This window comes from Mesorhizobium sp. SEMIA396 (assembly GCF_024518615.1).
Lineage (GTDB): Bacteria > Pseudomonadota > Alphaproteobacteria > Rhizobiales > Rhizobiaceae > Mesorhizobium.
The window spans coordinates 140,922-164,473 of record NZ_JANIFC010000016.1 but is presented as its reverse complement, the minus strand read 5'-3'; the positions used below and the strand labels follow the sequence as shown (position 1 = coordinate 164,473).

Below are 23,552 nucleotides of genomic sequence, written 5' to 3'. Positions count from 1 at the left end.
GCTCGAACTGTTCAATGCACGTCCGGTGCGCGTCCAGGATGGGCGCGCACCGGCTCGCTTGGGAAGCTTACTTCGGATAGTCGGGATTGAATGTACTCGGATTATAGCCGGCGGGCAGCCCGTTGCTTGGCGACAGATCGCCCGGATCGCTCATGCTGACATGGTCGAGCAGATGCCTGTCGCCCTTGACCGAGATCGTATCCGCACCCGGCGACGTGACGACCTGGAAGCTGACCTCGACCTTGTCCGGGACCGAGATGCCCTTGAGCACGTCAAGCGCGGTCTCGATGCCGGTGATGCCCATCGACGTCGGATAATCGATGCCGACCATCTTGATGTTGTGCTGGTTGGCCAGCTGATACATCCGGGCAACGTCGCCGCCGGTCATCGGTGGAAATTCGCCGTCCTTGTAGCCGGCGTCAAGAAACGCTTCGATCGCGCCGTAGCCCTGAAGCGCACTGTCGGCCAGGACGCCGTTGATGGCCTTGCCGTGCTTCTGGATCAGCGCGGCCATCACCGACTTGCCTGTTGCCGGATTCCAGTCGCAATACTGCTTCTCCAGCACCTTGATGTCGGGAAATTTCGAGAACACTTCCTCGTTCGCCTTGATGCGGATTTCCGCGACGCTTGACCCGGCGATGCCGGGCAGCATAACGATGTTGCCCTTGCCGCCCAGCGTCTCGCACAACCACTGCGCCTCGAGACGGCCCAATGCCCAGTCGGATGCCGTGACGTAGGTGATGTAGTTGGCCGGCGTCTTCACCTTGCGATCGACCATGACAACGGGGATGCCTTGTTCGGTTGCGCGTCCGACGACGGAATCGAGCGCGTCCTCAGTCGAGGCGGCAATGAGCAAAATGTCGACGCCCTGGCTGATCAGATCCTGGATATCCGCGATCTGCTTGGAGGGGTCGTCATTGGCGTCGGTGACGAGAAGATGGGCGATCTCGTCGCGATGCTGGCCGGCGGACCAGAGCACGCCATGCTGGAAGGCGACGCGCCAAGCATTGGAAATCGAAGCATTGGAGAACCCGATCGTATAGGGACCCGCCTTCTTCCATTTCGAGGTGTCGACCATGGTGTTCGCATTAGGGTTCCACATCCAGGTGCGCGGCGCGCCATAGTAGCCGGGCTTCGTTTCCGGCTCTGCGGCGACGGCTGCGCTGGTCTGGGCGAGCTGGATGGCCGGTGCGGCGGCCATGGCTGCCGCCACGGCTGGCATTCCCCGTATAAAGCTCTTACGCGAGATCTTGTGGTCTAATATGCTCTTTATTGACATTGGTTCCTCCTCCTGAACGCTCGACAGAGCGTCTAAATTCTCCTCAGACATTCTCGCACGCGAGACAGTATAAACAAACAATAGATGTCTATATCCCGGGCAAATCGCACGACTATTTTCCTGACAACCTCCAATTCAGAAAAATTCGACTGAAAGCGATTTGACGCAAATTAGCAGTCGATTACCCACGATCGTCAATCTGCCGTCTTGTAATAGCTGCTATTACCTTTTTCGCCATTGGGGGCGGCAAGGAATACGACTTATCTAGCAGCCGGTGCCGGGCGCTTGAGGTGCGTTCCGTCGGAGGAGAGGCCGTGAATATTCTTGTTGTCTTGCGCATGATCCCGGATTCCGCGGGCGAGCTGCAGCTCGCCGAGGACGGCCGCAGCATCGATCGGGAATGGCTGGATTTTCAGCTCAACGATTTCGACGATCATGCGCTGGAGGAAGCAATCCTGCTCAAGGAAACCGGCGGCGCGAAGGTAACGGCGGTGGCCGTTGGCGAAGGCGCCAACCGTGTCCTGCAGATGGCTGCCGCACGCGGCGCCGACGAAGTCGTGGCGCTTCAGGCCGAGGAGGACGCCATGATCTCCTCACGTGAGATCGCGGCTTCCATCGCGGCGATGGCGCGGGCAAAGTCGGCCGACCTGGTTCTGTGCGGCGTTCAATCGAGCGAGGATGTCTTCGGCCAGCTCGCGCCCTATGTCGGCGCGCTGCTCGACTGGCCGCATGTGTCGGGAACCAACCGTATCGTTGCGAACGGCGCCGTGCTTCGGGTCACGCAAGAGCGCGGCGCCGGTGTCGCCGTCACCTATGAGTTGGCCACGCCGGCGGTGCTGGGCGTTCAGACAGCGTCGAAGGCGCCACGCTATGTCTCCGGCAGCAAGCTTCGCGAAGCATCCAAGACGCCCATTGGCCGCGCCGCGCCCGAATCGTCAGGCTTCGAGCGTTCCGCCGAGATCATCACATTGCGCCTGCCAGTCCAGGGCGGCTCCGGCGAGAATCTCGGCGGCGATGCCGAGACAGTCGCGGATCGGCTGGTCAGCATCCTGGCAGCCAAGGGCCTGGCGAGGAACTAAGCCATGAAATTGATTGCCTGTACCGAAGGCCACTCCAGCAAGATCGAAGCCTTCTCCCTCGAAATGATCGCCGCGGCGCGTTCGATCGCCCAGGCCGGCGACGAGGTTGTCGCTTTTTTCGCCGGCGGTAAAGCGGAAGCCGCATCCTCTCTCTTCGGTGCCGCCGATCGCCTGATAGTGGCCCGCGCGACAAAAGCGGATGTTATTCCCGCCGAGACCTATGCGGTGCTTCTGCGCGAAGTCGTCACCGCCGAGAGCCCCGGCCTGGTCCTGGTTCCCTATTCGGCAAACGGGCTGGACGTGGCAGCCGACATTTCGGCGCGAACCGGCTGGCCGCTCATCTCCTATGTCAACGAAATCAAGCGGCACGGTGAAAACCTGACGGTTGTCGCGCAGATGTATGGCGGCAAGATACTCGCCGACTGCGAGGTGCAACTGCCCGCCATTCTGATGATCAACCCAGGCGCCTTCGCGGAGGCAGCGCCGGGCCCGATCGCCGCCGCGAGCGTGCAGACGATCGATGCCGAACCCACGCTCGCCAGCGGCAAGGTGAGAATGGTGGCCATCGACGTGCCGGATTATGCCGACGTCGATCTGACGACAGCCGAGAGGATCGTGTGCGTGGGCCGCGGCATCGGCGACGAGGCAAGCATCGACCTTGCGCGCAATCTGGCGACGATGCTGGGGGCGGAGATCGCCGGCAGCCGTCCTGTCGTCGACAATGGCTGGCTGCCTAAGCTGCGCCAGGTCGGCAAATCCGGCCAGAAGGTGAAGCCGAAGCTCTATCTGGCGCTCGGCGTGTCCGGTGCGCCCGAACATCTCGAGGGCATGGCGCAGGCCGAGCTCATCATTGCCGTCAACACTGATCCGAAGGCCCCTATCTTCAATGTCGCGCATTACGGTGCGACCTGTGACCTGTTCGATCTCGTCGCCAATCTGAGCGACAGGCTGCGGGCCGGCTCTGGCCGTTGAGATGGCATCGACCCTGCCACTCTGGATCCTGGTCATCACAGCACTCGCTTTAACGGCCTGGCGCTCGCGCCGTTACGCGGTCGCTCTTGCCAATGCACCGGCAGCGGCCCGCTTCGACCGCCCGATGCTGCGCCTCCAGGGTGTGATGGTCGCCATCGGCATGCACCGGAAAATGCTCCGCAAGCCGCTTTCCGGCGTGCTTCACGCAATCATCTTCATTTCGTTCTTGGTGCTGTTCACCGCCACGATCGATGCCTTCGGCTCGCGGCTGTTTCCAGGGTTCTCACTTGCGCCCATCGGTGGCGAAACCTGGATTGCCGCTCTGCAGGATATCTTTTCGGTGCTGATGCTGGTCGGCGTCGGACTTGCGCTCTATCAGCGTTACGTGCTGCGGCCTGCCCGCTTCGACGGCTCGAGCGGCAGTGATGCGGCAATCATCTATGTGTTGATCGTCCTGATCGTGGCGTCCCTGTTGCTTGAGGCGGCGGCACGCATAGCCGGTGGCGCAGACGGCTCGTGGCGGCCGGTCGCATCGGCACTGGCTGGATTGCTCGATCGTGCCGGCATACCGGCACATCAGGGCGAAGAGCTGTTCTACTGGGCTCACGTCGGCGCCATTCTGGCATTCCTTGTCTATATCCCCGGTTCGAAACATCGGCACATGTTTCTTGCTGCACCCAATATCTACTTCCGCAGCCTCGAACCGCGCGGCCTGGCGCCCGCGGTCCCGGAAGCGCGCGAGGCTCCGGGCATCGACAGCCTGGGACAGTTCGACTGGAAACAGCAGCTCGACCTTCTGTCCTGCACCGAATGCGGCCGTTGTCAGGCGGTCTGTCCAGCCTATGCGGCCGGTCTGCCGCTCAGCCCAAAATTGCTGATCACCGACATGCGTGACGCGCTTGCCGCGGGATCTTCGGCGGCCCCACTGGTCGGCGGCGTGATTTCCGAGGAGACGCTGTGGGCTTGCACCACCTGCCGTGCCTGCATGGAGGCATGCCCGGTCGAGATCGAGCATCTACCCAAGATCATCGACATGCGCCGTCATCTGGTCGACGAAGGCCGTGTCGGCCCCGGTCTGCAGGAGGCGTTATCGAACCTGACCCGTCTCGGCAATTCCATGGGCAAGCCTTCCAAGATGCGGGCCCGCTGGACCAGGGAGCTCGGCTTTCAGGTCAAGGACGCGCGCGAGGAACCCGTCGACGTTCTGTGGTTCGTCGGGGACTACGCCTCCTACGATCCGCGCGTTCAGGAAATCACCCGCAAGGTTGCCGAACTGCTGACCGCAGCCGGTGTCGACTTCGGCATTCTCTTCGATGCCGAGCGCAACAGCGGCAATGATGTGCGGCGTGCCGGCGAAGAAGGTCTGTTCGAAACGCTCGCGCAGTCCAACATCGATGAGATCAAGGCGTGCAGCTTCAACCGGATCATGACCACCGATCCGCATAGCCTGAATGCGCTGAAGAACGACTATCAGCATTTCGGCGCGGCGTTCGAGGTGCTGCACTATACGGCGCTGCTGGCGGAACTCATCGGGGCGGGAAAACTCGACCTGCATGTCGCCGATGGCGCCAGGGTCACCTATCATGATCCCTGCTATCTTGGACGCTACAATGGTGGCTTCGATGCGCCGCGCGATCTGATCCGCGCCGCCGGCTACACGCTTCATGACATGCCGCGCTGCCGCGAGAATTCCTTTTGCTGCGGCGCCGGCGGCGGCCGCATCTGGCAGGGCGACGACGGCGTGACCGAGCGTCCGAGCGAGAACCGTATCCGTGAAGCGCTGAGCCTGGGCGACGTCGCGTACTTCGTCGTCGCCTGCCCGAAGGACAAGGTGATGTACACCGCCGCGATCGATGCGCTCGACGTGGGCGACAGCTTGAAGGTCGTGGACATAGCGGAACTTCTTGTGCCGCGTACAAGCCAGGCGCTCGAAATACCCACGGTGGAAACGACCTGACAGAATGCGATCCAGAGATCGAGACCAAACACCATGCATGGGCATCGGCCCTGAAAGAGGAGAGAGCGATCATGTCGACCCTGAAAATCGGCTTTGTTGGCATCGGAAAAATGGGCACGCCGATGGCGACCCGTCTCATCAAGGCTGGTTACGAAGTGACGGTCTACGACGTCGACAGCAAAGCCGTGGCGGAATTGACTAACGAGGGCGCGAAAGCCGCCGCCGGCGCGCGCGATGTCGCCGATATTGCGGAGATCGTTTTTGCCAGCCTGCCCAGCCCGCAGATCCTGGAAAAGGTCGTGCTCGGCGAAGGCGGCATCGCCGAGGGCAAGGCGGTTCGCATCTTCGTTGATATCTCGACGACGGGTCCGCGAATGGCCGCCAAGGTTGCCGAAGGCCTTTCAGCCAGGAGCATCGCCATGATCGACGCGCCCGTCAGTGGTGGATTGAAGGGCGCGCGCAACGGCACGCTCGCCGTCATGGTGTCGGGGCCGAAGGCTGCGTTTGAAACGGCGAGGCCGGTGATCGAGAATTTCGGCCGGATATTCTTCATGGGCGAGGTTCAGGGCTCCGCCCAGACCATGAAGCTTGCCAACAACCTGCTTGCGGCGGCGGCACTTGCGATCTCCTCCGAAGCAGTCGTAATGGGCGTCAAGGCAGGCCTCGATCCCAAGGTGATGATCGACGTCATCAACGCCTCGAGCGGCCGCAACAGCGCCACCGAGGACAAGTTCCCAAAATCCGTCCTGCCGCGCACCTTCGATTTCGGTTTCGCGACAGGCCTGTCCTTCAAGGATGTCCGGCTGTGCGTGGACGAGGCGGAGGCGATGGGCGTGCCGATGGTGGTGGGCAGTGCCGTGCGCCAGCTGCTCAGCGTGACGAACCAACTCTACGGGCCTGAATCCGATTTTACCTGTATGGTCAAGACGGTCGAGACATGGGCGCATGTGGAAGTCGGCTCGGCCCAGACCACAGATGTCGCCAAAGCGAGCTGATGATGGGTGACCCCGGACGCTACGAAATTCATGCCGTTCGCTACGGCCATTTCGAGCGCCGCTCAGGCGAGAATTTCCTGGGCGGCGACACGCATGATGTTCCTATGCCACTTGACTACTTCGTCTGGGCGATCGTCGGGGAGAAGCGCACTTTCATCGTCGACACCGGCTTCGACAAGCCGACCGGCGACAGACGGGGCCGCAGCGTCGTCAGACCCGTCGATGACGGCCTGGCGGCAATCGGCATCAATCATGCGGATGTCAGCGACGTCATCATCTCCCACATGCATTACGACCATTGCGGGAACCATCACCTGTTCCCGAACGCGACCTTCCACCTTCAGGACGCCGAAATGGAATTCGCGACCGGCCGCTGCATGTGCCACCATGCGATGCGTCATCCCTTCGAGGCCGAAGACGTCACCACCATGGTGCGGCGACTGTATGCGGGGAAGATCTGCTTTCATGACCCGGAGTCGCAGATCGCGCCCGGCATAACGCTCCACAAGGTTGGCGGCCACTCGCGTGGATTGCAGGTCGTGCGGGTGGAAACCGACAATGGCGCGGTCGTGATCGCGTCCGACGCAGCCCATTTCTACGCCAATATGGAACGCGAAAAGCCCTTTCCCGTCTTCGACCGGCTAAGCGATGTAGTCTTCGGGGTCGAGCGTATGAAACAACTCGCCAGTTCGCCTGCTCACATTGTTCCTGGACACGACCCGCTAGTGCTAAAGCGCTTCGCGCGCACCCGTCAGGATGTCGAGGACATTGTTGCGTTAAACCGACCCAAAGGCTGACGCGTTGCCGTGGCAAGAGGTCTCTGCGGCACATCCCACAGATTTTGGACAACCAAGAGATCTCGTATGAACAAGTTTCCACACTTGTCCGTGCATTGAAACAATCGACGTCCGCTTTTGGAGGATGGCGCGGATCAGCGGAACGGCTGCAATGAGGCGCATTGCGGTCCGACGCCTTTGGGCCGTGGAGCGGACTGGCAGCTTCCAGGATGATCTGGGCAGAAAACCGACCTTACATCAACATAGTCTCGTTCGCGTCACGCCAGGGCCGGCATGGCGACCACGTAGGCCAGCCCTGCGAGGATCAGTGGTAGTAAATGCCACCGTCGACATTGAGCGATTGTCCGGTGACGAACGCCGACAGGTCCGAAGCGAAGAACAGTACCGGCCCGACGACATCCTCTGGCGCGCCGAGACGCTTCAGCGCCGCGACGTCTTCCCAATGGTGGATGGCCGCCTCGCTGCCGAGGTTGTTCTTGCCCATCTCGGTCAGGATGATGCCGGGGCAGATGGCGTTGACGGTGACACCGTCCATGCCGACTTCCTGCGCCAGCACACGGGTCAGCGTGATCACCACCGATTTCGTCGCCGCGTAGTGGCCCTGCGTCGGCACGCCCTGGCGGCCGGCGATGGAGGCGATGTTGATCACCCGGCCCGATTTCCTGGCGCGCATATGCGGCAGCACGGCCTGGCACATCATCAGCACGCCCTTGGCGTTGACATCGAAATGCGCGTCCCAGTTGGCCTCATCGAGATCCTGGAGCAGGCTTGGTTTGAGGATGCCGGCATTGTTGACCAGCACATCGATGCTGCCGGCTGCTGCAAGCAGAGCCTGCGCCGTCGCCTCGATCTCGCGCTTCTTGCTGACATCCATCGTGTAGACATAGGCTTTGCGGCCAGCCGCCTCGATCTCGCTTTTGGTGACGGCAAGCTCCGCTGCCTGCGATGGCAGGTCGGTGATGGCGACATCAAAGCCCGCCTCGGCGAGCCCCTTGGCCAGTGCTCTGCCGATACCGCGGCTGGCGCCAGTGACGAGGGCCGTCTTGCCCTTGGCTTCAGGAAGGATGGTCATGCTGCTTCTACCTTTGATGTCTTGACCGGGAGCGAGTTCATCGCCGCGATCGTGTCGTCGAATGAAACGAGTTTGCCGTCGGAACCGAGCCCCATCGCCACCTTGGCGGCGACGGCGCTGGCAAAGCGTGCGGACTGCCTGAGGTCCCAACCCTTGACGATGCCGACGATGATGCCCGCGGTGAAGGAGTCGCCGCAGCCCGTGGTGTCGAAGACCTCGACCTCGAAGGCCGGCAGATGAAAATCCTCGCCATGCTCGGGCGAGACATGGACACCGTCGGCGCCAAGCGTGAGGATGCAGTTCCTCACGCCCCTGGCCTTGAAGAAGGCTGCGACGCGGGCCGGATCTCGGTCATGCGCCATCTCGCCGGCCTCGTCGATGCTCGGCACGAAATAGTCGATATAGGGCAGGCACGGTTCGACCAGCCGCCACGTTTCCGGCGTCGCCTGGATGAGATCGAAGGTGGTGACGCGGCCAAGCTCCTTGGCCCGCCTCAGCAGCCTGACGGTGGGCTCGCCGTCGAAGCGCTTCAGCAGGCCGGTGCCGCCGACATGGACGACGGTGGCGTCGAGTGCGGCATCAAGATCGGCATCGGCGACCTCGAACAAAGTGGCGGTGCCCGGCACATGCAATGCCGGCCGCTCGCCATTCGGCCGCACCGGCAGGATGGTGGAGGACGTCTGGAGGCTGCCGTCGCGGCGTACCAGGCCGCACTCGAGGCCATATTTCTTGAGCTTGGCGAGGAACCAGTCGCCCATGTCGTCGGTGCCGAGCGTGGTGACGGCCCGCGTCTTCAGGCCAAGGATGGCGCAGTCCATGCCGGTCGCGCCGGCCGTGCCGGCGACGGTCATGCGGATCTCCTCGATATAGTCGGCGCGGCCACCTTCGGGGATGCGCGAAACCGGGCGTCCCAGAATGTCGAGGACATAGAAGCCGATCGAGCTGATGTCGAATTGTGGCATGGCTGACTTGACCTTTCGAACTCAATGGGTGGCGCGGCGCAGGCCGAAGCTCACGGCCAGCACCAGGAAGACCAGCACGCCGATGCCGACCTGCTGCCAGTAAAAATTCCAGCCGACGAGCAGCAGCCCGTTCTTGACGATGGCAAGCAACAGCACGCCGAGCAGCGTTCCGACCACCGAGGGCTTGCGCTCGCGGCTGAGCGTCGTGCCTATGAAGGTGGCGCCGATGGCGTCGAGCAGGAAGGCGTTGCCCGACAGGGGCACGTAGGACTTCACCGTCGCTGACAGCAGGATGCCGGTCACGCCCGCCAGCAGCGCACAAAGCACATGCACCATCGACAATTCGCGCGGCACGCGGATGCCGGAATACCAGGCGACGCCGGGCTGCGCGCCCATCGCCTGCACATAGCGGCCGAAAACGGAGCGGTGCAGCAGCACGTGGACCGCGATGGCTGATAAGATCAGCACGATCACCGGTGTCGGCACGCCGAACAGAGCGGTGCGGGCGATGGCGTTGAACTGGTCGCCGGCATAGCCGCTGGTGAGGTAGATCGGCTGGCCGCCGCTGGTGGCAAGCTGCTGCGTGCTCTGGCCGATGAACAGCACGCCAAGCGTCGCCAGGAACGGGCTGATGTTGAGCCTGGTGATGAGAATTGCGTTGAGGATGCCGACGACCAGCGCGGCACCCAGCCCGCCGCCCACGCCGACCATCCCGCCATAGCCGGCGGCGAGCAGCATGACGAAGACCATGCTTGCCATGTCGACGGACACGCCGATGGACAGATCGATGCCGCCGGACGAGATGACAATGGTGAGCCCGAGCGCCACGATCGCCAGCATGACGACATTGTTGACCAGCACGTTGAAGAGGTTCGCCGGCGTCAGGAAGGTCGGGCTCGCCACCGCGAAGAAGACGACGATCGCCGCGAAAGCGACGAGCATGCTGTATTTGGCAAGGAAGGCGCGCAGGCCCATCTTGGCGCGGTCATTGGCCGAGTTGCTCATCGTGAACCCTCCGAGCCGCGGGCAAAGGATGTGATGGCCACCACCAGCAGGATCAGCGCGCCCTGCACGCCGTTTACCCAGTAACTTGAAACGTTGAGCAGTTGGAAGCCGTTGGCGAGCAGGCCGATGAACAACACGCTGAGCAGCGTGCCGCCCATGGTCGGCACGAAGCGGCGGGAGAAGACAGTGCCGAGCAGGGCGGCCGCCAGCACCGACAAAAGCAGTTCGCCGGAGCCGGGCGTGCTGGCCGAGAGCCGCGAAACGGTGAGTATGCTCGCCACCGCCGCGCAGAAGCCGCTCAGCACATAGGTGAAGGACACGTAGAACGGCACGCTGAGACCGGCCGCTCGTGCAGCCTCGGGGTGCCCGCCGACCGCGTAGAGCCGCAGCCCGAACGCCGTGACATGGATGATAGCGATGATGATCGCGGAGAACACGATCAGCGCCCAGGCGAGCGCCGAGATGCCGAGGAAGCTCCCAGAGACCAGGAAGCCGAGCAGCGGGGAGGATGCGCCGACGACAGTGTTCTGGGTGAGCGTGAGTTCCATGCCGGCGGCGACGTTGAGCACGGCAAGCGTCGCCAGCAGCGGCAGGATGCCGAGACCGACCACGGCAAGGGCGTTCAGCGCCCCGACGGCCATGCCGACGGCGATGGCCGCGAGGACCGACAGGAAGTCGCCATAGCCCATCGACAACAGCGTCGCGTAGACGGCGGCGCACAGCCCCATATTGGCGGCGATCGACAGGTCGATACCGCCTTCGGTGACATCGGAGCCGCCGCCGATGATGACGGTCGTCATGCCATAGGCGAGTACGCCCAGGATCGCCGACTGCTCGACCACGTTGATGAGGTTGAAGGTCGAGGTGAAGCCCGGCGCGAAGACGACGAAATAGGCCATGATCGCAGCAAAGGCGGCAATCGCGCCGAGACGCACGACGATGGTGGCGAAGCGCCGGCCAGCACTTTTGCCGGTGGCGCGGGTTTCGTCGGACGCGCCGGCCTCGGTGTGGAGAGTTGTCGCGCTCATGCCGCCAACCCATCAGCATTCGAGCGGGCGCCTGACGAGGCCGCGAGCAGCGCGTCGCTGTTCATTGACGGGCCGGAGAAGGTGCCGGCAAGCCGGCCGCGATAGACGACCAGCGCGCGGTCGCAGACGCCGACCAGCTCGAGCAGGTCGGACGATAGAAGTAGGATCGCCGCACCCTCGCCCGCCAGCCGGTTCAACAGATTGTAAATCTCGACCTTGGCGCCGACATCGACGGCCACCGTCGGCTCGTCCAGCACATAGACCCGCGACTGACAGCTGAGCCACTTGGCGATCGCCACCTTCTGCTGGTTGCCCCCGGAGAGTTCGCGCACCAGCGCATCGCGATGCGGCGTCTTGATCGACAGCTCCTTGATCAGCCCATCGACCGCCTGGTTCTCGTTGCCGCGGCTGACCAGACCGTTTCTCGAATAGCGGCGCAGGCTGGCCAGCGAAACATTCTCGCGCACCGACAGGCCGAGCGCCACGCCATGGGCGCGGCGATCCTCGGGCAGCATGGCGATGCCGCTGCGCACCGCCTTGACCGGCGTCGACAGCGACAGCGCCTTCCCCTCGACCTTGATCGAGCCGCCCTCGGCGGTCTTGAGGCCGAACAGGCACTGCACGATTTCCTTGGCGCCGGATCCGAGCAGGCCGGTGAGGCCGACGATCTCGCCGGCGCGAATGTTGAAGCCGATGTTTTCGAAACCGCCGCCGAGACGCAGATTGGCGACTTCGAGCACCGGCGCGCCCAAGACGACGGAACGCTTGGGAAACATCTCGCCGACATCGCGGGCGATCATCATCGAGATGATCTCGTCGATCGATGTCTCGCGCGGGTCGACCATGCCGACGTCGGTGCCATTGCGCATCACGGTGACGCGGTCGCAGAGCTTCTCGATTTCCTGCATGTAGTGGGAAATGAAGACCACCGCGATGCCGTCGTCGCGCAGCCGCCGCAGCACGTCGAACAGACTGTCCACCTCGCGCTTGACCAGGGCCGCCGTCGGTTCGTCGAGCACCAGCACCGAGGCTTTCTGCGCCAGCGCCCGCGTGATCTGCACCACTTTCTGCTGTGCCGTCGTCAGGTCCTTGACCAGGGTTCCCGCCGGCAATTCCATGCCGAAGAACCGCTGCAACAGATCGGCTGCCTTGCGCTCCATGGCGCGGCGGCTGACGAAGGGGCCGAAGCCGATTTCGTGGCCGAGGAACACCGCCTCGCCGACGGTTGCGGTCGGCACCAGCAGCCTGTCCTGATGGATGAAATGCACGCCGAGTTTTTCGACCGATGCCGGCGAAAGGGCGGTAACGGTCTCGCCATTGATGACAATAGTTCCGCTGTCCGGTTTGATGATACCGGCCAGCACCTTGATGATCGTCGACTTGCCGGCGCCGTTCTGGCCGACAAGGCCGAGGATCGAACCGCGCACGATCTCGAGGTTCGCGTTCTCCAGCGCTCGCACCGGACCGAACCGCTTCGATATATTGCTCATCGATACAGCAATTTCACGCTTTGCTGTCTGCATGGCCGTCAACCCTGGTTGATGGTGGCGGGCAGCCATTTCGCTGGATGCCCGCCCGCCGTTTCGCTCAGCCTATTTAACGCCAGCCTTCTCGGCCGCGTCGAGGAACGGTTTTCCCTTTTCGGCGGCATTTTCCTTGTTGATCAGCACCGCGGGCACGAAGGTGAAGGGCGCGACCTTCTGGCCGGCAAGATATCTGGCGGCATTGTCGACCGATGTCTTGCCGATTTCATAGGGCTGCTGCGCTGCCACGGCACCGGCGGACGACTTCGGATCCATCACCATCTTGATGACTTCCGGGCTGCCGTCGATGCCGTAGGTCTTGACCTCGTTGCGGCCGGCGGCTTCGACCGCCTGCGTGGCGCCGATCTGCGGCACGTCCCAGCAGGCCCAGACCGCGCCGATCGAGCCCTTCTCGGGCGACTTGGTCAGCATGTCGGTGACGTTGGAATAGGCGCTCTGCACGGTGTTCGGGATGACGTCGCGCAGTTCCGGCTCGACGATCTTCACATCGGGGAACGAGGTCAGCACATATTTCAGCTGGTCGTAGCGGATCTTGCAGACCGGCACGCTGTAGAAGCCGTTGAAGACCAGCACATTGCCCTTGCCGCCCATGTCGGCGACCATCTGCAGAGCGATCTCGGCGCCGATATTGTAGTTGTTGGACGTGGTGTTGTTGATCGCGTGCGGCGTCGCGGTGTCGACGGTGAACAGCGGGATGCCGGCGTCGCGGATCTTCTGCAGCCACGGGTTCAGCACTTCGAGGTTGCCGAGCTGCTCGATGATGGCGTCGGGCTTCTGCGCGATCAGCGTCTGCAGCTGCGCGATTTGCTGCTGGTCCTTGCGGCCGGCATCGAGCGCGATGACTTCGCCGCCGAGCTCCTTCACGCGGTCCTGGATGCCGCGAAACGCCATCAGGTCCCAGTAATGGTCCGTGCCGATGGCGGAAACGCCGATGCGCTTGCCCTTCAGCGACAGTTCCTCGGCACTCACGCTCGAGATGGCAGCCAGGCTGCAAGCCGCCGCCAACCCCAAAGCGAGCGCTTTGACGAGGCCTTTCATTGATCCGGTCATTTCATTTCCTCCCTTGTTGATCGCTCCGGACCTTCCCGGAGGATTCTGTCAGATGACCGCCGCTCAGGCAGCAGCCTCCTTGTCGCGCAGGCCGTAGCTGGCCATGCGGCTGATGACGTTTTCGATCTCTTCCTCGGACAGGATCGGCGGCTCGCCGATCTGAAGGGCGCCGTGATACTGGCGCGCCAGCGTTTCCACCTCGACCGCCAGCCACATCGCCTGGCTGAGGCTGGAGCCGACCGAAATCATGCCGTGCTGTGCAAGCAGGCAGGCCTTGCGGTCGCGCAGCGCCTCCACCGCATGCGCCGAGAGCTCCGCCGTGCCGAAGGTGGCGTAGGGCGCACAGCGAATGTCGCTGCCGCCGGCGACCGCGACCATGTAGTGGATCGCCGGTATCTTCCGGCCCATGATGGCGATGGTCGTGCAGTAGGTCGGATGCGCGTGGACGACCGCGTTGACCTCGGGCCGCGCCTTCATGATGTCGAGATGGAAGCGCCATTCGCTCGAGGGCGGCAGGCGCCCGTCGACCTCGCCGTCCCAGGCCATGAAGACGATGTCCTCGGGCACCAGTGTCTCGTAAGGCGTGCTGGTCGGCGAGATCAGCATGCCTTCGCCATGGCGCCGGCTGACATTGCCTGACGTACCCTGATTGATGCCCAGCGCATTCATCTCGAGGCAGGCGTCGATGATTGCCTGGCGTGCCTCTAGGTCCGAAACGATCATGCGATATTCCAATCCTTGCTCGGCCCGTCACCAGGCCGTGTAGCCGCCATCGATCGACAGGATCGCGCCGGTGACGTAGCTCGACGCCGGCGAGGCGAGAAACAGGATCGCCGAAGCGATCTCGTGCGGCTCGCCGAGCCGGCCCATCGGCGTCATGTCGATCCAGGTGTTGAAGAGTTCGGGGCGCTCGCGCATTTTCAGCGTCATCTCCGTCCCGACATAACCTGGCGCGAGCGCGTTGACGCGCACACCTGATTTTGCCCATTCGACGGCAAGCGCCTTGGTCATCATGTGCACGGCGCCCTTGCTCACCATGTAGGAGGGCGCGGTCTGCGGACGGTTGATGATCAGGCCCGACATCGAGCCGAGATTGACGATCGAGCCCTTCTTGCGGGCGACCATGGAGCGGCCGAAGGCACGCGAGGCCCAGTAGACGCCGTTGACGTTGACATCCATCACCTGGCGCCATTCCTCGTCGGATGTGTCGAGCGCGGTGTTGAGGCGGGCGATGCCGGCGCTGTTGACCAGTATGTCGACCTGGCCGAAATCGCTGACGATCCGGGCGGCTATCGCCTCGACGGCACGTGGATCGGTGACGTCGAGCACGCGGCCATCGACGCTTGCGACACCGGCCCCCTTAAGCGCCTCGGCGGCTGCATCCAGGCCTTGCATATTCATGTCGAGCAGGACGATGCGCGCGCCGCAGGTGCCGAGCGCCTTGGCGGCCTCCAGACCGATGCCGCTGGCACCGCCGGTGACGACGGCAACCTCGCCCGTCAGGTCGAATTGCGACCGGTAGTCCATGCTAATCCTCCATCAGGCGAGGCTTGAACGCGGGCAAAACCTTCCCCTCGACACCAACGTGGCGTCGCAAGCCGATCGATCCTGATAATGCGTTAGGGGTCAGGCTCCTCCCGACCCATGGCAAGGACGTTACAGAAGCTTCCCGGGTTCGTCAATCTGGTTATAACCAGAAAACAGAATGTTTTGACGGATCATATTCAGGTGCGATCGACGCCGTTCACTGTCGCCGACGGCTGCTCGACCGCCATGTGGATGCGGGCGACGGAAGAGTTGTAGAAGGCCTCGTAATATTCGAGCGCCGCACCGTCGGCATCATAGGCGATCGACTCGATTTCGATCAGCGGTGTGTTGGCGGCGACGCCCATCTCCTCGGCCTCTTCCTTGGTGGGCAATGCCGCGCGCAGCCAACGGTCGGCGCGCTTCACCGTCAGGCCGAACACCGCGCGGATGGTGCCGAAAATCGACTGGTTTTCCGAAAGGATGTTTTCGAGCCCCGGCACCCTGTGCCCCGGCAGGCTGATGCGTGTCATGGTGATCGGCGCGCCGTCGGTCATGTAGACGCGGCTGATGCGGACCACGCTGCCATTGGCGGGAATGCCGAAGACTTTGGACTCTTTCTCGCTCGGCGGGCACCGGTAGATTTCGAGCGTGCGCGTCGAGACCTTGTGGCCCTTCGCCGTCAGGTCGTCGAACACGCCGAGATTGGCGGTCATGAAGTCGACATGCTCGCGCGGTGCGGCGACGAACATGCCCTTGCGCGGCATCTTGATGATGCGGCCTTCGCTGGACAGCGAGCCGATCGCGGCACGCACGACCGGACGCGAGACGCCGAAGAAGTCGCACAGCGCCTGCTCGGAAGGGATGCGCGAATTGGCCGCCAGCAGACCGGTGTTGATGGCTTCCTCGACCTGGTTGCGCAATTGCACCCACAGCGGTGCCGCCTCGTCGCGGTTGAGCTCGACCTTGGAGCCGATCGAGCGGAACGCCTCGGCCGCTCCGGCATCTTCCTAGTCGTAGCGAGGACGCCCACGCATTCTGGTCGTTTGTTCCATTTCGGTCCCGCCGCAAAATGATTTGCCGCGACTCAAGAAGCGGCAGCGTCCTCCCTAACGGAGCCCGCCAGCCATATTCACGCTCTCCGGCAAGTTTCGCAACCACAGCATGGCCACGGCTCCAAGAAGCGGCCCGGGAACCAGCAGCAGGAAGGCCCAGCGCCAGCCGCCGACAAGGTCGGCGAAGCGCGGCGTCAACCAGATGGCCAGCACCGTCAGCGCGAAGCCGGCGCCGAGCTGCACCGACAGCGCCGTGCCGACGAAGCGGCGGTCGGCAAGCTCGGTGACGGCAGCTGAAAACTGCGCGGAATCGCCGACCACCGAAATGCCCCAGACGATGGCAACCAGCATGAACAGCCAGAGCGGCCCGGTGAACAGGAAGCCCATGAGCAGTGCGCAGCTTCCCGAGACGATCATCATGCCGGCTGTGGTCGCCGTTCGGCCGATCCGGTCCGACAGATAGCCTCCGAGCAGGCAGCCGAGAATTCCGGACGCAATGATGAAGAAGGTCGATAGCGACGCGGCTGCCGTCGTCCCAACGGCCTGCGCCTCGAAGGCGGCACGCGTATAGGCAAGCAGCCACGCCCACATGGCATAGAGTTCCCACATGTGTCCGAGATAGCCGAGATTGGCGAGCAGCAGCGGCTTTTCGCGAAACACCTGGCCGATGCGCGACGGCTCGAACACCGCCTTGCCGAAGGGATAAGGCCCTTCCCTGGCGAACTGCAGGAACAGCAGCGCGCCGATGGCCGTCGCCAGACTGGCGGCCGCAACCACCGGCCGCCAGTCGAGCGCGCTCGATGCGGCGCGAAAGAGATGCGGCAGTGCCGAGCCAATGGTCAGCGCGCCAATGACCGCGCCGAGCGCCAGCCCCCTGTCGCGCGTGAACCAGGTTGCGACCAGCTTCAACGCCGGCGGATAGACCCCGGCAAGTGCTGCGCCGGTGACGATGCGCGCGGCGATGGCACCGCCCGGGTCGGGATGAAACAGCAGGCTGGCATTGGCGAGCGCGGCAACAAAAGCTGCGGCGGCCATAAGGCGGCTGAGCCGCACCAGGTCGGGAAGGTTGACCAGGCTCGCCGCCAGCGCGCCGATCACGAAGCCGACCTGGACGCCGTTGGTCAGCCACGCCTCGGCGCCAGAACCGATAGCCAGTTCCTGCTTCAGCTCGGGCAGGATGGCGGTCGCCGAAAACCAGGTGGTCAGCGACAGAACGACAGCCAGGCAAAGCAGCGACAGCACGCGCCAGCGTTCGCTGTCGGCCGCCATGCCAGGACGGCTGTCGTCCACCGCACTCACGCGCCTAGCAGCGGAACGGTGAACACCGTGGCCGTGCCGGTGAGACAAAGCTCGCCCTGGCCGTTGCGCACTGATGTCTCGATCTTGCAGATCGGCTTGTCAGGGCGCACCTCTTTGACCTCGACGCGTCCGGTGATCTCCTCGTCAACGCCTACGGCCTTGACGAACTTCCAGGCGACTTCAAGGAACACGGTCCCTGGTCCAGGCAGGTCTTCGGCGACCAGCGCATTGAGGATGCCTGAGGTGACGCCGCCCTGGACGATCAATTTGCCGAACACCGATTTCTCGGCCAGCGCGCGGTCATAGTGCAGCGGATTGCGGTCGCCGGTGATGTCGGTGAAGGCCTCGATATCGCTGGCGCGCGTGCGGCGCGTGCGCTCGGCCAAGGCGCCGACTTCCGGACGACCCTTGACCACACCTACCCAGCCATCTTTCGTCTCGGTGCTCATTGCGGCTTCTCCTCTGTTGCGGTTTCCACTGATTTGAAGGCTGGCAGGACGCGACCGCCGATGGCTGTCGGTGCGAGCAGCAGCGCGTCTCCGACGTGTGGTGGCTGCGCGCCGGTCAGGATGAAGCTCAGCATGGTCGGGCCTTCGGCCAATTCGACCAGCCCGACCACATAGGGAGCGGCCGGCAGCCAGCCGGGATGGCCCGGCTTGCCCACTTGCGAAAAGGATTTCAGTCGGCCCTTGCCCGACGCCTCTTTCCAGACCAGGCGCTTGCCCCAGCAATGCGGGCACATCGGGCGCGGATAGAACACGGCCTTGCCGCAGTCCTCGCAGTGCTGGATTTTAAGCTGCCCTTGCGCCGCCGCGTCCCAGAACGGCTGGGTCAGCGTGGTGATCGTCGGACCGGGGGTCTTGAGTGCACTGAGATCGACGGACATCAGGCGGCTCCCAGCACGAGCGCGGTCGCCTCGCTCATCGTCGCGCCATTGCCGGTGACCAGCGCGAGCTCGGCCTTGCCGATCTGGCGTTCGCCCGCCTCGCCGCGCAGTTGACGCACCGCCTCGACGACATGCGTCATGCCGCCGGCAAGGTCGGGCTGGCCGAAGCCGAGCTGGCCGCCATGCGTGTTGAGCGGCTTGTCGCCTTGGTGCGAAAGATCGTGGTCGCGCAGCCACGCGCCAAACTGGCCCGGCGCACAGAGACCGGCGTCCTCGATCGTCGTGGCGACCATGATCGTGTAGCAGTCGTAGAGCGACAGGAGATCCATGTCATCGGCCCTGGTGCCGGACTGCGCGAAGGCCCGCGCCATGGCGCTCTTCAGCGGACCGGAGGTGAGGCAGGGCGCCTGGCTGACCGCGCGATGCGTGACCTTCTCGCCGGCCCCCAGCAAATGCACGGGACGCTTGCGCAGCGAACGCGCGCGCTCGGCCGAGGTGACGACAACTGCCTCGCCGCCGGCGACTGGCATGACGATTTCATAGAGATGCAGCGGCGAAGAGATCATCGGCGAGGCCAGCACCATCTCCACATCCGCCGGCTTGCCGAAGAAGATCGCGTCTGGGTTGAGCTGTGCGTTGGCCCGTGCCGCCGCGGCAATCAGCGCGAAATCCCTGGCGGTCGAGCCATGCGCCGCCATATGCGCCTGCATCAGCAGCGCGTAGGAGATATTGGCGCCCGAAGCGCCGAACGGCACGTCGAACTCGCGGATCGGATTGCGGTTGGGCGATCGCGGTGCAACCTCTTCGCGGTTGTTGGCGAGGACGCACAGCACTGTCTCGCACATGCCGGCCTCGATCGCCGCCGCTGCGCGCCAGACCATGCCGGCACCCGAAGCGCCGCCGAGGTCGACGACATTGGCCATGGCCGGCGCCAGCCCGAGATACTCAGCGACGGTCGCCGGAACATGCTGCGGCGTCTCGCCGACCTGCGGCCCGACCAGCAGCCCATCGATCGCCGCCGGCTCCAGCCCGGCATCGAGCACGGCCAGACGGGAGACCTCGGCGATCATCTCCAGCGTCGCCACGCCGCTGGTCAGGCGTTGCGGTTTCAATTCGCCGATGCCGACGATCGCTCCCTTGGCCCGGATCATGCCGCCTTGCTCCGGTCGAGCGCGCGGTATTCCTCGAGGCATGCGGGATTGGCGAGCGAAGCCATATTCTTCACCGGCTTGCCCTCGAGTGTGGTGCGGGCGGCCCCTTCCACCCTCTTGCCGTTGAGCGTGTAGGGCACGGCCTGCACCGCATGGATGCGGTGCGGCACGTGGCGCGGCGATGCGCCCGCACGAATGGCGCGGCGGATCTGCCCAGCGAACTCAGGCGTCAGCTCAAAACCGTCGCTGAGCTTGACGCAAAGCACGATCTCCTCATCGCCTTCGACCGGCGCGCCGAATACCAGGCAATCCTCGATCTCGGCAAAGGTTTCGCAGGCGGCGTAGATTTCGGCCGTGCCGATGCGCACGCCGCCGGGCTTCAACGTCGTGTCCGAGCGGCCATGGATGATCCCCGAGCCATGCAGGCTCATCTCGGCGACATCGCCATGCGTCCAGATTTCCCGGCGTGCGGCGAAATAGGTGGCGTGGTAGCGCGCGTCGCCGTCCTTGCCCCAGAAGGTCAGCGGCATGGACGGGAACGGTTCGGTGCAGACGAGATCGCCCTGCCGGCCGATGACCGGCGCGTTACGCTCGTCCATCACCGCCACCGCAAGGCCAAGCCCCTTCACCGTCAGTTCGCCACGGCGAACGGCGTGGAGCGGCGAACCGAGCAGGAAACAGCCGATGATCTCGGTGCCGCCCGAGATCGAGGCGAAGATCATGTCGTGCTTCACATTCTCGTAGACCCAGTCGAACTGGCCGGGAGAGACCGGCGCGCCGGCCGAAAGCAGCGAGCGCAGCGATGACAGGTCGTGCAAGCGCCCAGGCGCGTAGCCTTCGGCGGCAAGTGTCGCCAGATATTTCGGGCTGGTGCCGAAATGGGTGACGCGTGCGCGCTCCGCCATTGTCCACAGCGGGCTGGCGTCGAGGCCATCAGCGGTCTTCAGGATCGGCGCGCCGTCATAGAGCACAACAGCCGCGCCGCAGGCGAGGCCCGAGATCAACCAATGGTACATCATCCAGGCCGTGTTGGTGTACCAGCTCATCACGTCGCCGGGGCGGACCTCGCCATGCAGCAGATGCTCCTTCAGATGTTGGAGCAGCACGCCCCCGGTGCGATGGACGATCGCCTTTGGCGCGCCCGTGGTGCCCGAGGTGTAGAGCACATAGGCCGGATGATCGAAGGGCACGCGTTCGAACTCCAGCGCACCGTCGCTGCCGAAATCGTCGAAGGCGAGACAGGTCGCCGCGCAGTCCGCCTCTGCGCGCGGCTCGTCGGTCAGCACCAGCGTGGTCACCGTCGGCATCGCCGCAACGATCTCGGCCAACCGATCGGAGATGTCGTGCTTCTTGCCCGCATAGCGGTAGCGCGGTGTTGCAAACAACACCTTCACGCCGATCTGGCCGAGGCGGTCGACGATCGCCGCAGCGCCGAAATCCGGCGAGCAAGACGACCAGACGGCGCCGACCGAAAGCGTCGCCAGAAGCGCCACGAGACCTTCGACACGATTGGGCAGGATACCACCGACGCTGTCGCCCCTCGCCACGCCGGCCGCGCGCAGGCCATGCGCTATCCTGGCGACGCGCCCGCGCAACTCACAGAGGGTGACGGTGCGGAAATGGTCGCTCTCGTCGGCCTCGATGACCGCGACCCGATCATCGTCGCCCCGCAACAGATTCTCCGCGAGATTAAGCGATGCGTCGGGAAAGAATTGGCTCCGCGTCATCGGCGCCTGGTCGTCGCGCAGGAAAGATCGCGTGCCCGGATCGCCGGTCACGCCGGCAAAGTCCCACACCGCCCGCCAGAACGCGCCAAGGTCACTGATCGACCAGCGATGCATCGTCTCGTAGTCGTGCGGGCTGAAGCCGTTGGCTGTCGCGAAGCGCGCAAGATTCGAGAATTGGAACGCCGCCGGTGCCGGCGTCCAAAGCACGGATGACATGAATTTCCTCCCGGAATGCAGGCCGGCGCGAAGCCGTCATCTTGTCTGCAAGTCACTTTCAGATTATTGGTTATAACCAGAATGTCAAGCGGCGAACACGCCCTTTGTGCCGCACCAATGGAGGACAGGAAATTGCCGGATGCAGTGTACATCGTCGCCGCCAAACGCACGCCGATCGGCAAGCTCAACGGCGCGCTCGCCGGCCTCTCCGCCGCGGAACTGGGTGGGCAGCTGATTCAAGCGATGCTGGCCGAAACCGGGCTTGCGCCTGATGCCGTCGGCGAGGTGATCATGGGCCAGGTGCTGACCGGCGGCGCCGGGCAGAACCCGGCAAGACAGGCATCGCTCAGGGCCGGCCTGCCGGTCAGCGTACCCGCGATGACGATCAACAAGGTGTGCGGCGCTGGCCAGAAATCGATCCATCTTGCCGCGCAGGCCATTCGCTGCGGCGACGCCGATTGCATCATCGCCGGCGGCCAGGACTCGATGACGTCCGCGCCGCATTTTATTCCAGGCATTCGCGGCGGCGTGCGCATGGGCGACCAGATCGTCAAGGATTCGATGATCACCGACGGGCTGTGGGACGCCTTCCATCAGGTCCATATGGGCGTCACGGTCGAGTCCCTGGCGCAGCGTTGCCAGATCACGCGCGATGAGCAGGACCGTTTCGCGTTGCGTTCGCAGGAGAAGGCCGACGCCGCTATCCGCTCGGGAAGGTTCGACGATGAGATTGTCCCTGTCTCGGTAAAGACAAGGCAGGGTGATGTCGTCATCGACCGTGACGAGCATCCAAACCCCTCGACCACCCTCGAAGGACTTGGCCGGCTGAAGCCGGTCTTCGATCCGGCGGGGACAATCACCGCCGGCAACGCCTCCGGGCTCAACGATGGTGCTGCCGCCGTGTTGGTTATGTCGGAGACACGGATGAACGAACTCGGGCTAACGCCCCTCGCCCGAGTTGCGTCCTATGCTTCAGCGGGGGTCGAGCCGATGGATATGGGGCTGGGACCAGTCGCTGCCTCACGCCTTGCGCTGCAGAAGGCCGGCTGGCAGGCGGCCGACCTCGACGCCATGGAGATCAACGAAGCCTTCGCCGCACAGGCCATCGCGGTCAATCGCGAGATGGGCTGGAACGAGGAGATCATCAACATCAACGGCGGCGCCATCGCGCTCGGCCATCCGTTGGCCGGGTCCGGCTGCCGCATCGTAGTGACGCTGCTCCACGAGATGACGAGGCGCAAGGCCCGCAAAGGCCTGGCCTCACTTTGCATCGGCGGCGGCCAAGGCGTGGCGATCTGCCTGGAGCGGTGATCCGAGACTCTAAGCAGCTGTCGTGTGAAAGCGGTGCACAATGGCCTGGCCACGCCACCTCCAAGATTTCGACCCGGCGCGAGGATTGCGTAGCGGAAGCCAATCACTGATCGCGCAAATAGAAAGGTAAAAAGAACCGCGAGGATACCTCCGATTGCACCGAAAATGCGCATGCCGAACAGCGTGGGGCCGAACATGGCTAATGCTATCGAGTCAAGGAAGTAGTAGAGATTCGCGCGGCCAAACCAGCCCACACCCACAATGGGTGGCGGCGAAGCGCCCAAAAATTCCATAGCGTTGTTCGCCTGCGCCGCTGCATCTCCATCAACCCTGTGGGGGAAGTCTGCCAGCGCGATGACATAAAGAGCGGCTGCGAGAACGAGGACGCAGCCAACGGCAATCATCTTGGCGAGCGGGCGAGAAGTGCTGCAAGATGGCAAACGGAACGGTTCGCGCACAGCGAACACAATCACGATGGCGAGAATATGCATCGCCAACCCGCTATTGCGGGAGCACCCGCCGGGTTCAAGTGAACGGAAACTTGCCCGATGACCAGGCATGCTAACGCTCCAACTACCCCGCTGGCACTAAGATACATCGCCTGACGGGCGGCCGTGTTGTGTCGAGCAAAGCGCCTGCGCTT

The 23,552-nt window shown here is 63.8% G+C and carries 21 protein-coding genes; 6 read left to right on the top strand and 15 right to left on the bottom strand.

The features are described from left to right. Positions 1–67 precede the first annotated feature (67 nt). Positions 68–1,213 carry a substrate-binding domain-containing protein gene (locus NP503_RS30200; RefSeq protein WP_164898422.1) on the bottom strand — a complete coding sequence of 382 codons (1,146 nt, stop codon included), beginning with the start codon at positions 1,211–1,213 and terminating at the stop codon, positions 68–70. 380 nt (positions 1,214–1,593) lie between these two features. Between NP503_RS30200 and NP503_RS30195 the strand changes: the two genes are divergently transcribed. The 5 genes from NP503_RS30195 (at position 1,594) to NP503_RS30175 (ending at position 7,079) form a co-directional block, all read left to right on the top strand. Further along, a complete protein-coding gene (locus NP503_RS30195; RefSeq protein ID WP_236383507.1) occupies positions 1,594–2,358 on the top strand; it encodes a hypothetical protein in 765 nt (254 codons plus the stop codon). 3 nt (positions 2,359–2,361) lie between these two features. Continuing rightward, positions 2,362–3,330: an electron transfer flavoprotein subunit alpha/FixB family protein gene (locus NP503_RS30190; RefSeq protein ID WP_236383505.1), complete on the top strand. Its 969-nt coding sequence runs from the start codon at positions 2,362–2,364 to the stop codon at positions 3,328–3,330. A gap of 1 nt (position 3,331) precedes the next feature. After that, positions 3,332–5,287: a (Fe-S)-binding protein gene (locus NP503_RS30185; protein ID WP_236383503.1), complete on the top strand. Its 1,956-nt coding sequence runs from the start codon at positions 3,332–3,334 to the stop codon at positions 5,285–5,287. Positions 5,288–5,358: 71 nt separating this feature from the next. Next, the gene (locus NP503_RS30180; RefSeq protein WP_236383501.1) at positions 5,359–6,282 is read left to right on the top strand and encodes an NAD(P)-dependent oxidoreductase; all 924 of its coding nucleotides are present in this window, start codon (positions 5,359–5,361) and stop codon (positions 6,280–6,282) included. Positions 6,283–6,284: 2 nt separating this feature from the next. Next, positions 6,285–7,079, top strand: a complete 795-nt coding sequence (locus NP503_RS30175) for an N-acyl homoserine lactonase family protein (protein ID WP_128306849.1) — start codon at positions 6,285–6,287, stop codon at positions 7,077–7,079. Positions 7,080–7,383: 304 nt separating this feature from the next. On the opposite strand, the gene NP503_RS30170 is transcribed toward NP503_RS30175, so the two are convergent. From NP503_RS30170 to NP503_RS30105, 14 genes are all read right to left on the bottom strand, one after another. Beyond that, positions 7,384–8,151, bottom strand: a complete 768-nt coding sequence (locus tag NP503_RS30170) for an SDR family NAD(P)-dependent oxidoreductase (RefSeq protein ID WP_128306848.1) — start codon at positions 8,149–8,151, stop codon at positions 7,384–7,386. Continuing rightward, entirely contained in the window at positions 8,148–9,113 is a 966-nt protein-coding gene (locus NP503_RS30165) for a carbohydrate kinase family protein (protein ID WP_236383498.1), read from the bottom strand. The genes NP503_RS30170 and NP503_RS30165 overlap by 4 nt, the downstream gene beginning before the upstream one ends. A gap of 21 nt (positions 9,114–9,134) precedes the next feature. Continuing rightward, positions 9,135–10,118 (bottom strand): ABC transporter permease, encoded by a 984-nt coding sequence (locus tag NP503_RS30160; RefSeq protein WP_128306846.1) that lies wholly within the window; start codon positions 10,116–10,118, stop codon positions 9,135–9,137. Beyond that, positions 10,115–11,146, bottom strand: a complete 1,032-nt coding sequence (locus NP503_RS30155; RefSeq protein WP_127330583.1) for an ABC transporter permease — start codon at positions 11,144–11,146, stop codon at positions 10,115–10,117. The genes NP503_RS30160 and NP503_RS30155 overlap by 4 nt, the downstream gene beginning before the upstream one ends. Further along, positions 11,143–12,636, bottom strand: coding sequence for a sugar ABC transporter ATP-binding protein (locus tag NP503_RS30150; RefSeq protein WP_128306845.1), 1,494 nt, complete (start codon positions 12,634–12,636; stop codon positions 11,143–11,145). Before NP503_RS30150 ends, NP503_RS30155 begins: the two co-directional genes overlap by 4 nt. Positions 12,637–12,738: 102 nt before the next feature. Further along, on the bottom strand, positions 12,739–13,740 hold the full coding sequence (locus NP503_RS30145) for a sugar ABC transporter substrate-binding protein (protein ID WP_027035479.1): 1,002 nt from the start codon (positions 13,738–13,740) through the stop codon (positions 12,739–12,741). A 63-nt stretch (positions 13,741–13,803) separates the two neighbouring features. Next, positions 13,804–14,463: an L-fuculose-phosphate aldolase gene (locus NP503_RS30140; RefSeq protein ID WP_127330585.1), complete on the bottom strand. Its 660-nt coding sequence runs from the start codon at positions 14,461–14,463 to the stop codon at positions 13,804–13,806. Positions 14,464–14,490: 27 nt separating this feature from the next. After that, entirely contained in the window at positions 14,491–15,267 is a 777-nt protein-coding gene (locus NP503_RS30135; RefSeq protein ID WP_127330587.1) for an SDR family NAD(P)-dependent oxidoreductase, read from the bottom strand. A 197-nt stretch (positions 15,268–15,464) separates the two neighbouring features. After that, entirely contained in the window at positions 15,465–16,193 is a 729-nt protein-coding gene (locus NP503_RS30130; RefSeq protein ID WP_256755021.1) for a GntR family transcriptional regulator, read from the bottom strand. Positions 16,194–16,373: 180 nt separating this feature from the next. Next, positions 16,374–17,609 carry an MFS transporter gene (locus tag NP503_RS30125; protein ID WP_236383495.1) on the bottom strand — a complete coding sequence of 412 codons (1,236 nt, stop codon included), beginning with the start codon at positions 17,607–17,609 and terminating at the stop codon, positions 16,374–16,376. Positions 17,610–17,614: 5 nt separating this feature from the next. Then, the gene (locus NP503_RS30120) at positions 17,615–18,067 is read right to left on the bottom strand and encodes a MaoC family dehydratase (RefSeq protein WP_127330591.1); all 453 of its coding nucleotides are present in this window, start codon (positions 18,065–18,067) and stop codon (positions 17,615–17,617) included. Further along, entirely contained in the window at positions 18,064–18,504 is a 441-nt protein-coding gene (locus tag NP503_RS30115; RefSeq protein ID WP_127330593.1) for a Zn-ribbon domain-containing OB-fold protein, read from the bottom strand. Before NP503_RS30115 ends, NP503_RS30120 begins: the two co-directional genes overlap by 4 nt. Then, positions 18,504–19,655 carry a thiolase family protein gene (locus NP503_RS30110; protein WP_127330595.1) on the bottom strand — a complete coding sequence of 384 codons (1,152 nt, stop codon included), beginning with the start codon at positions 19,653–19,655 and terminating at the stop codon, positions 18,504–18,506. Before NP503_RS30110 ends, NP503_RS30115 begins: the two co-directional genes overlap by 1 nt. Next, positions 19,652–21,598: an acetoacetate--CoA ligase gene (locus NP503_RS30105; protein ID WP_236383494.1), complete on the bottom strand. Its 1,947-nt coding sequence runs from the start codon at positions 21,596–21,598 to the stop codon at positions 19,652–19,654. Before NP503_RS30105 ends, NP503_RS30110 begins: the two co-directional genes overlap by 4 nt. Positions 21,599–21,679: 81 nt before the next feature. Here NP503_RS30105 and NP503_RS30100 point away from each other — a divergent pair, with 81 nt between their 5' ends. Then, positions 21,680–22,909, top strand: coding sequence for an acetyl-CoA C-acetyltransferase (locus tag NP503_RS30100; protein ID WP_306256337.1), 1,230 nt, complete (start codon positions 21,680–21,682; stop codon positions 22,907–22,909). Positions 22,910–23,552: the final 643 nt, after the last annotated feature.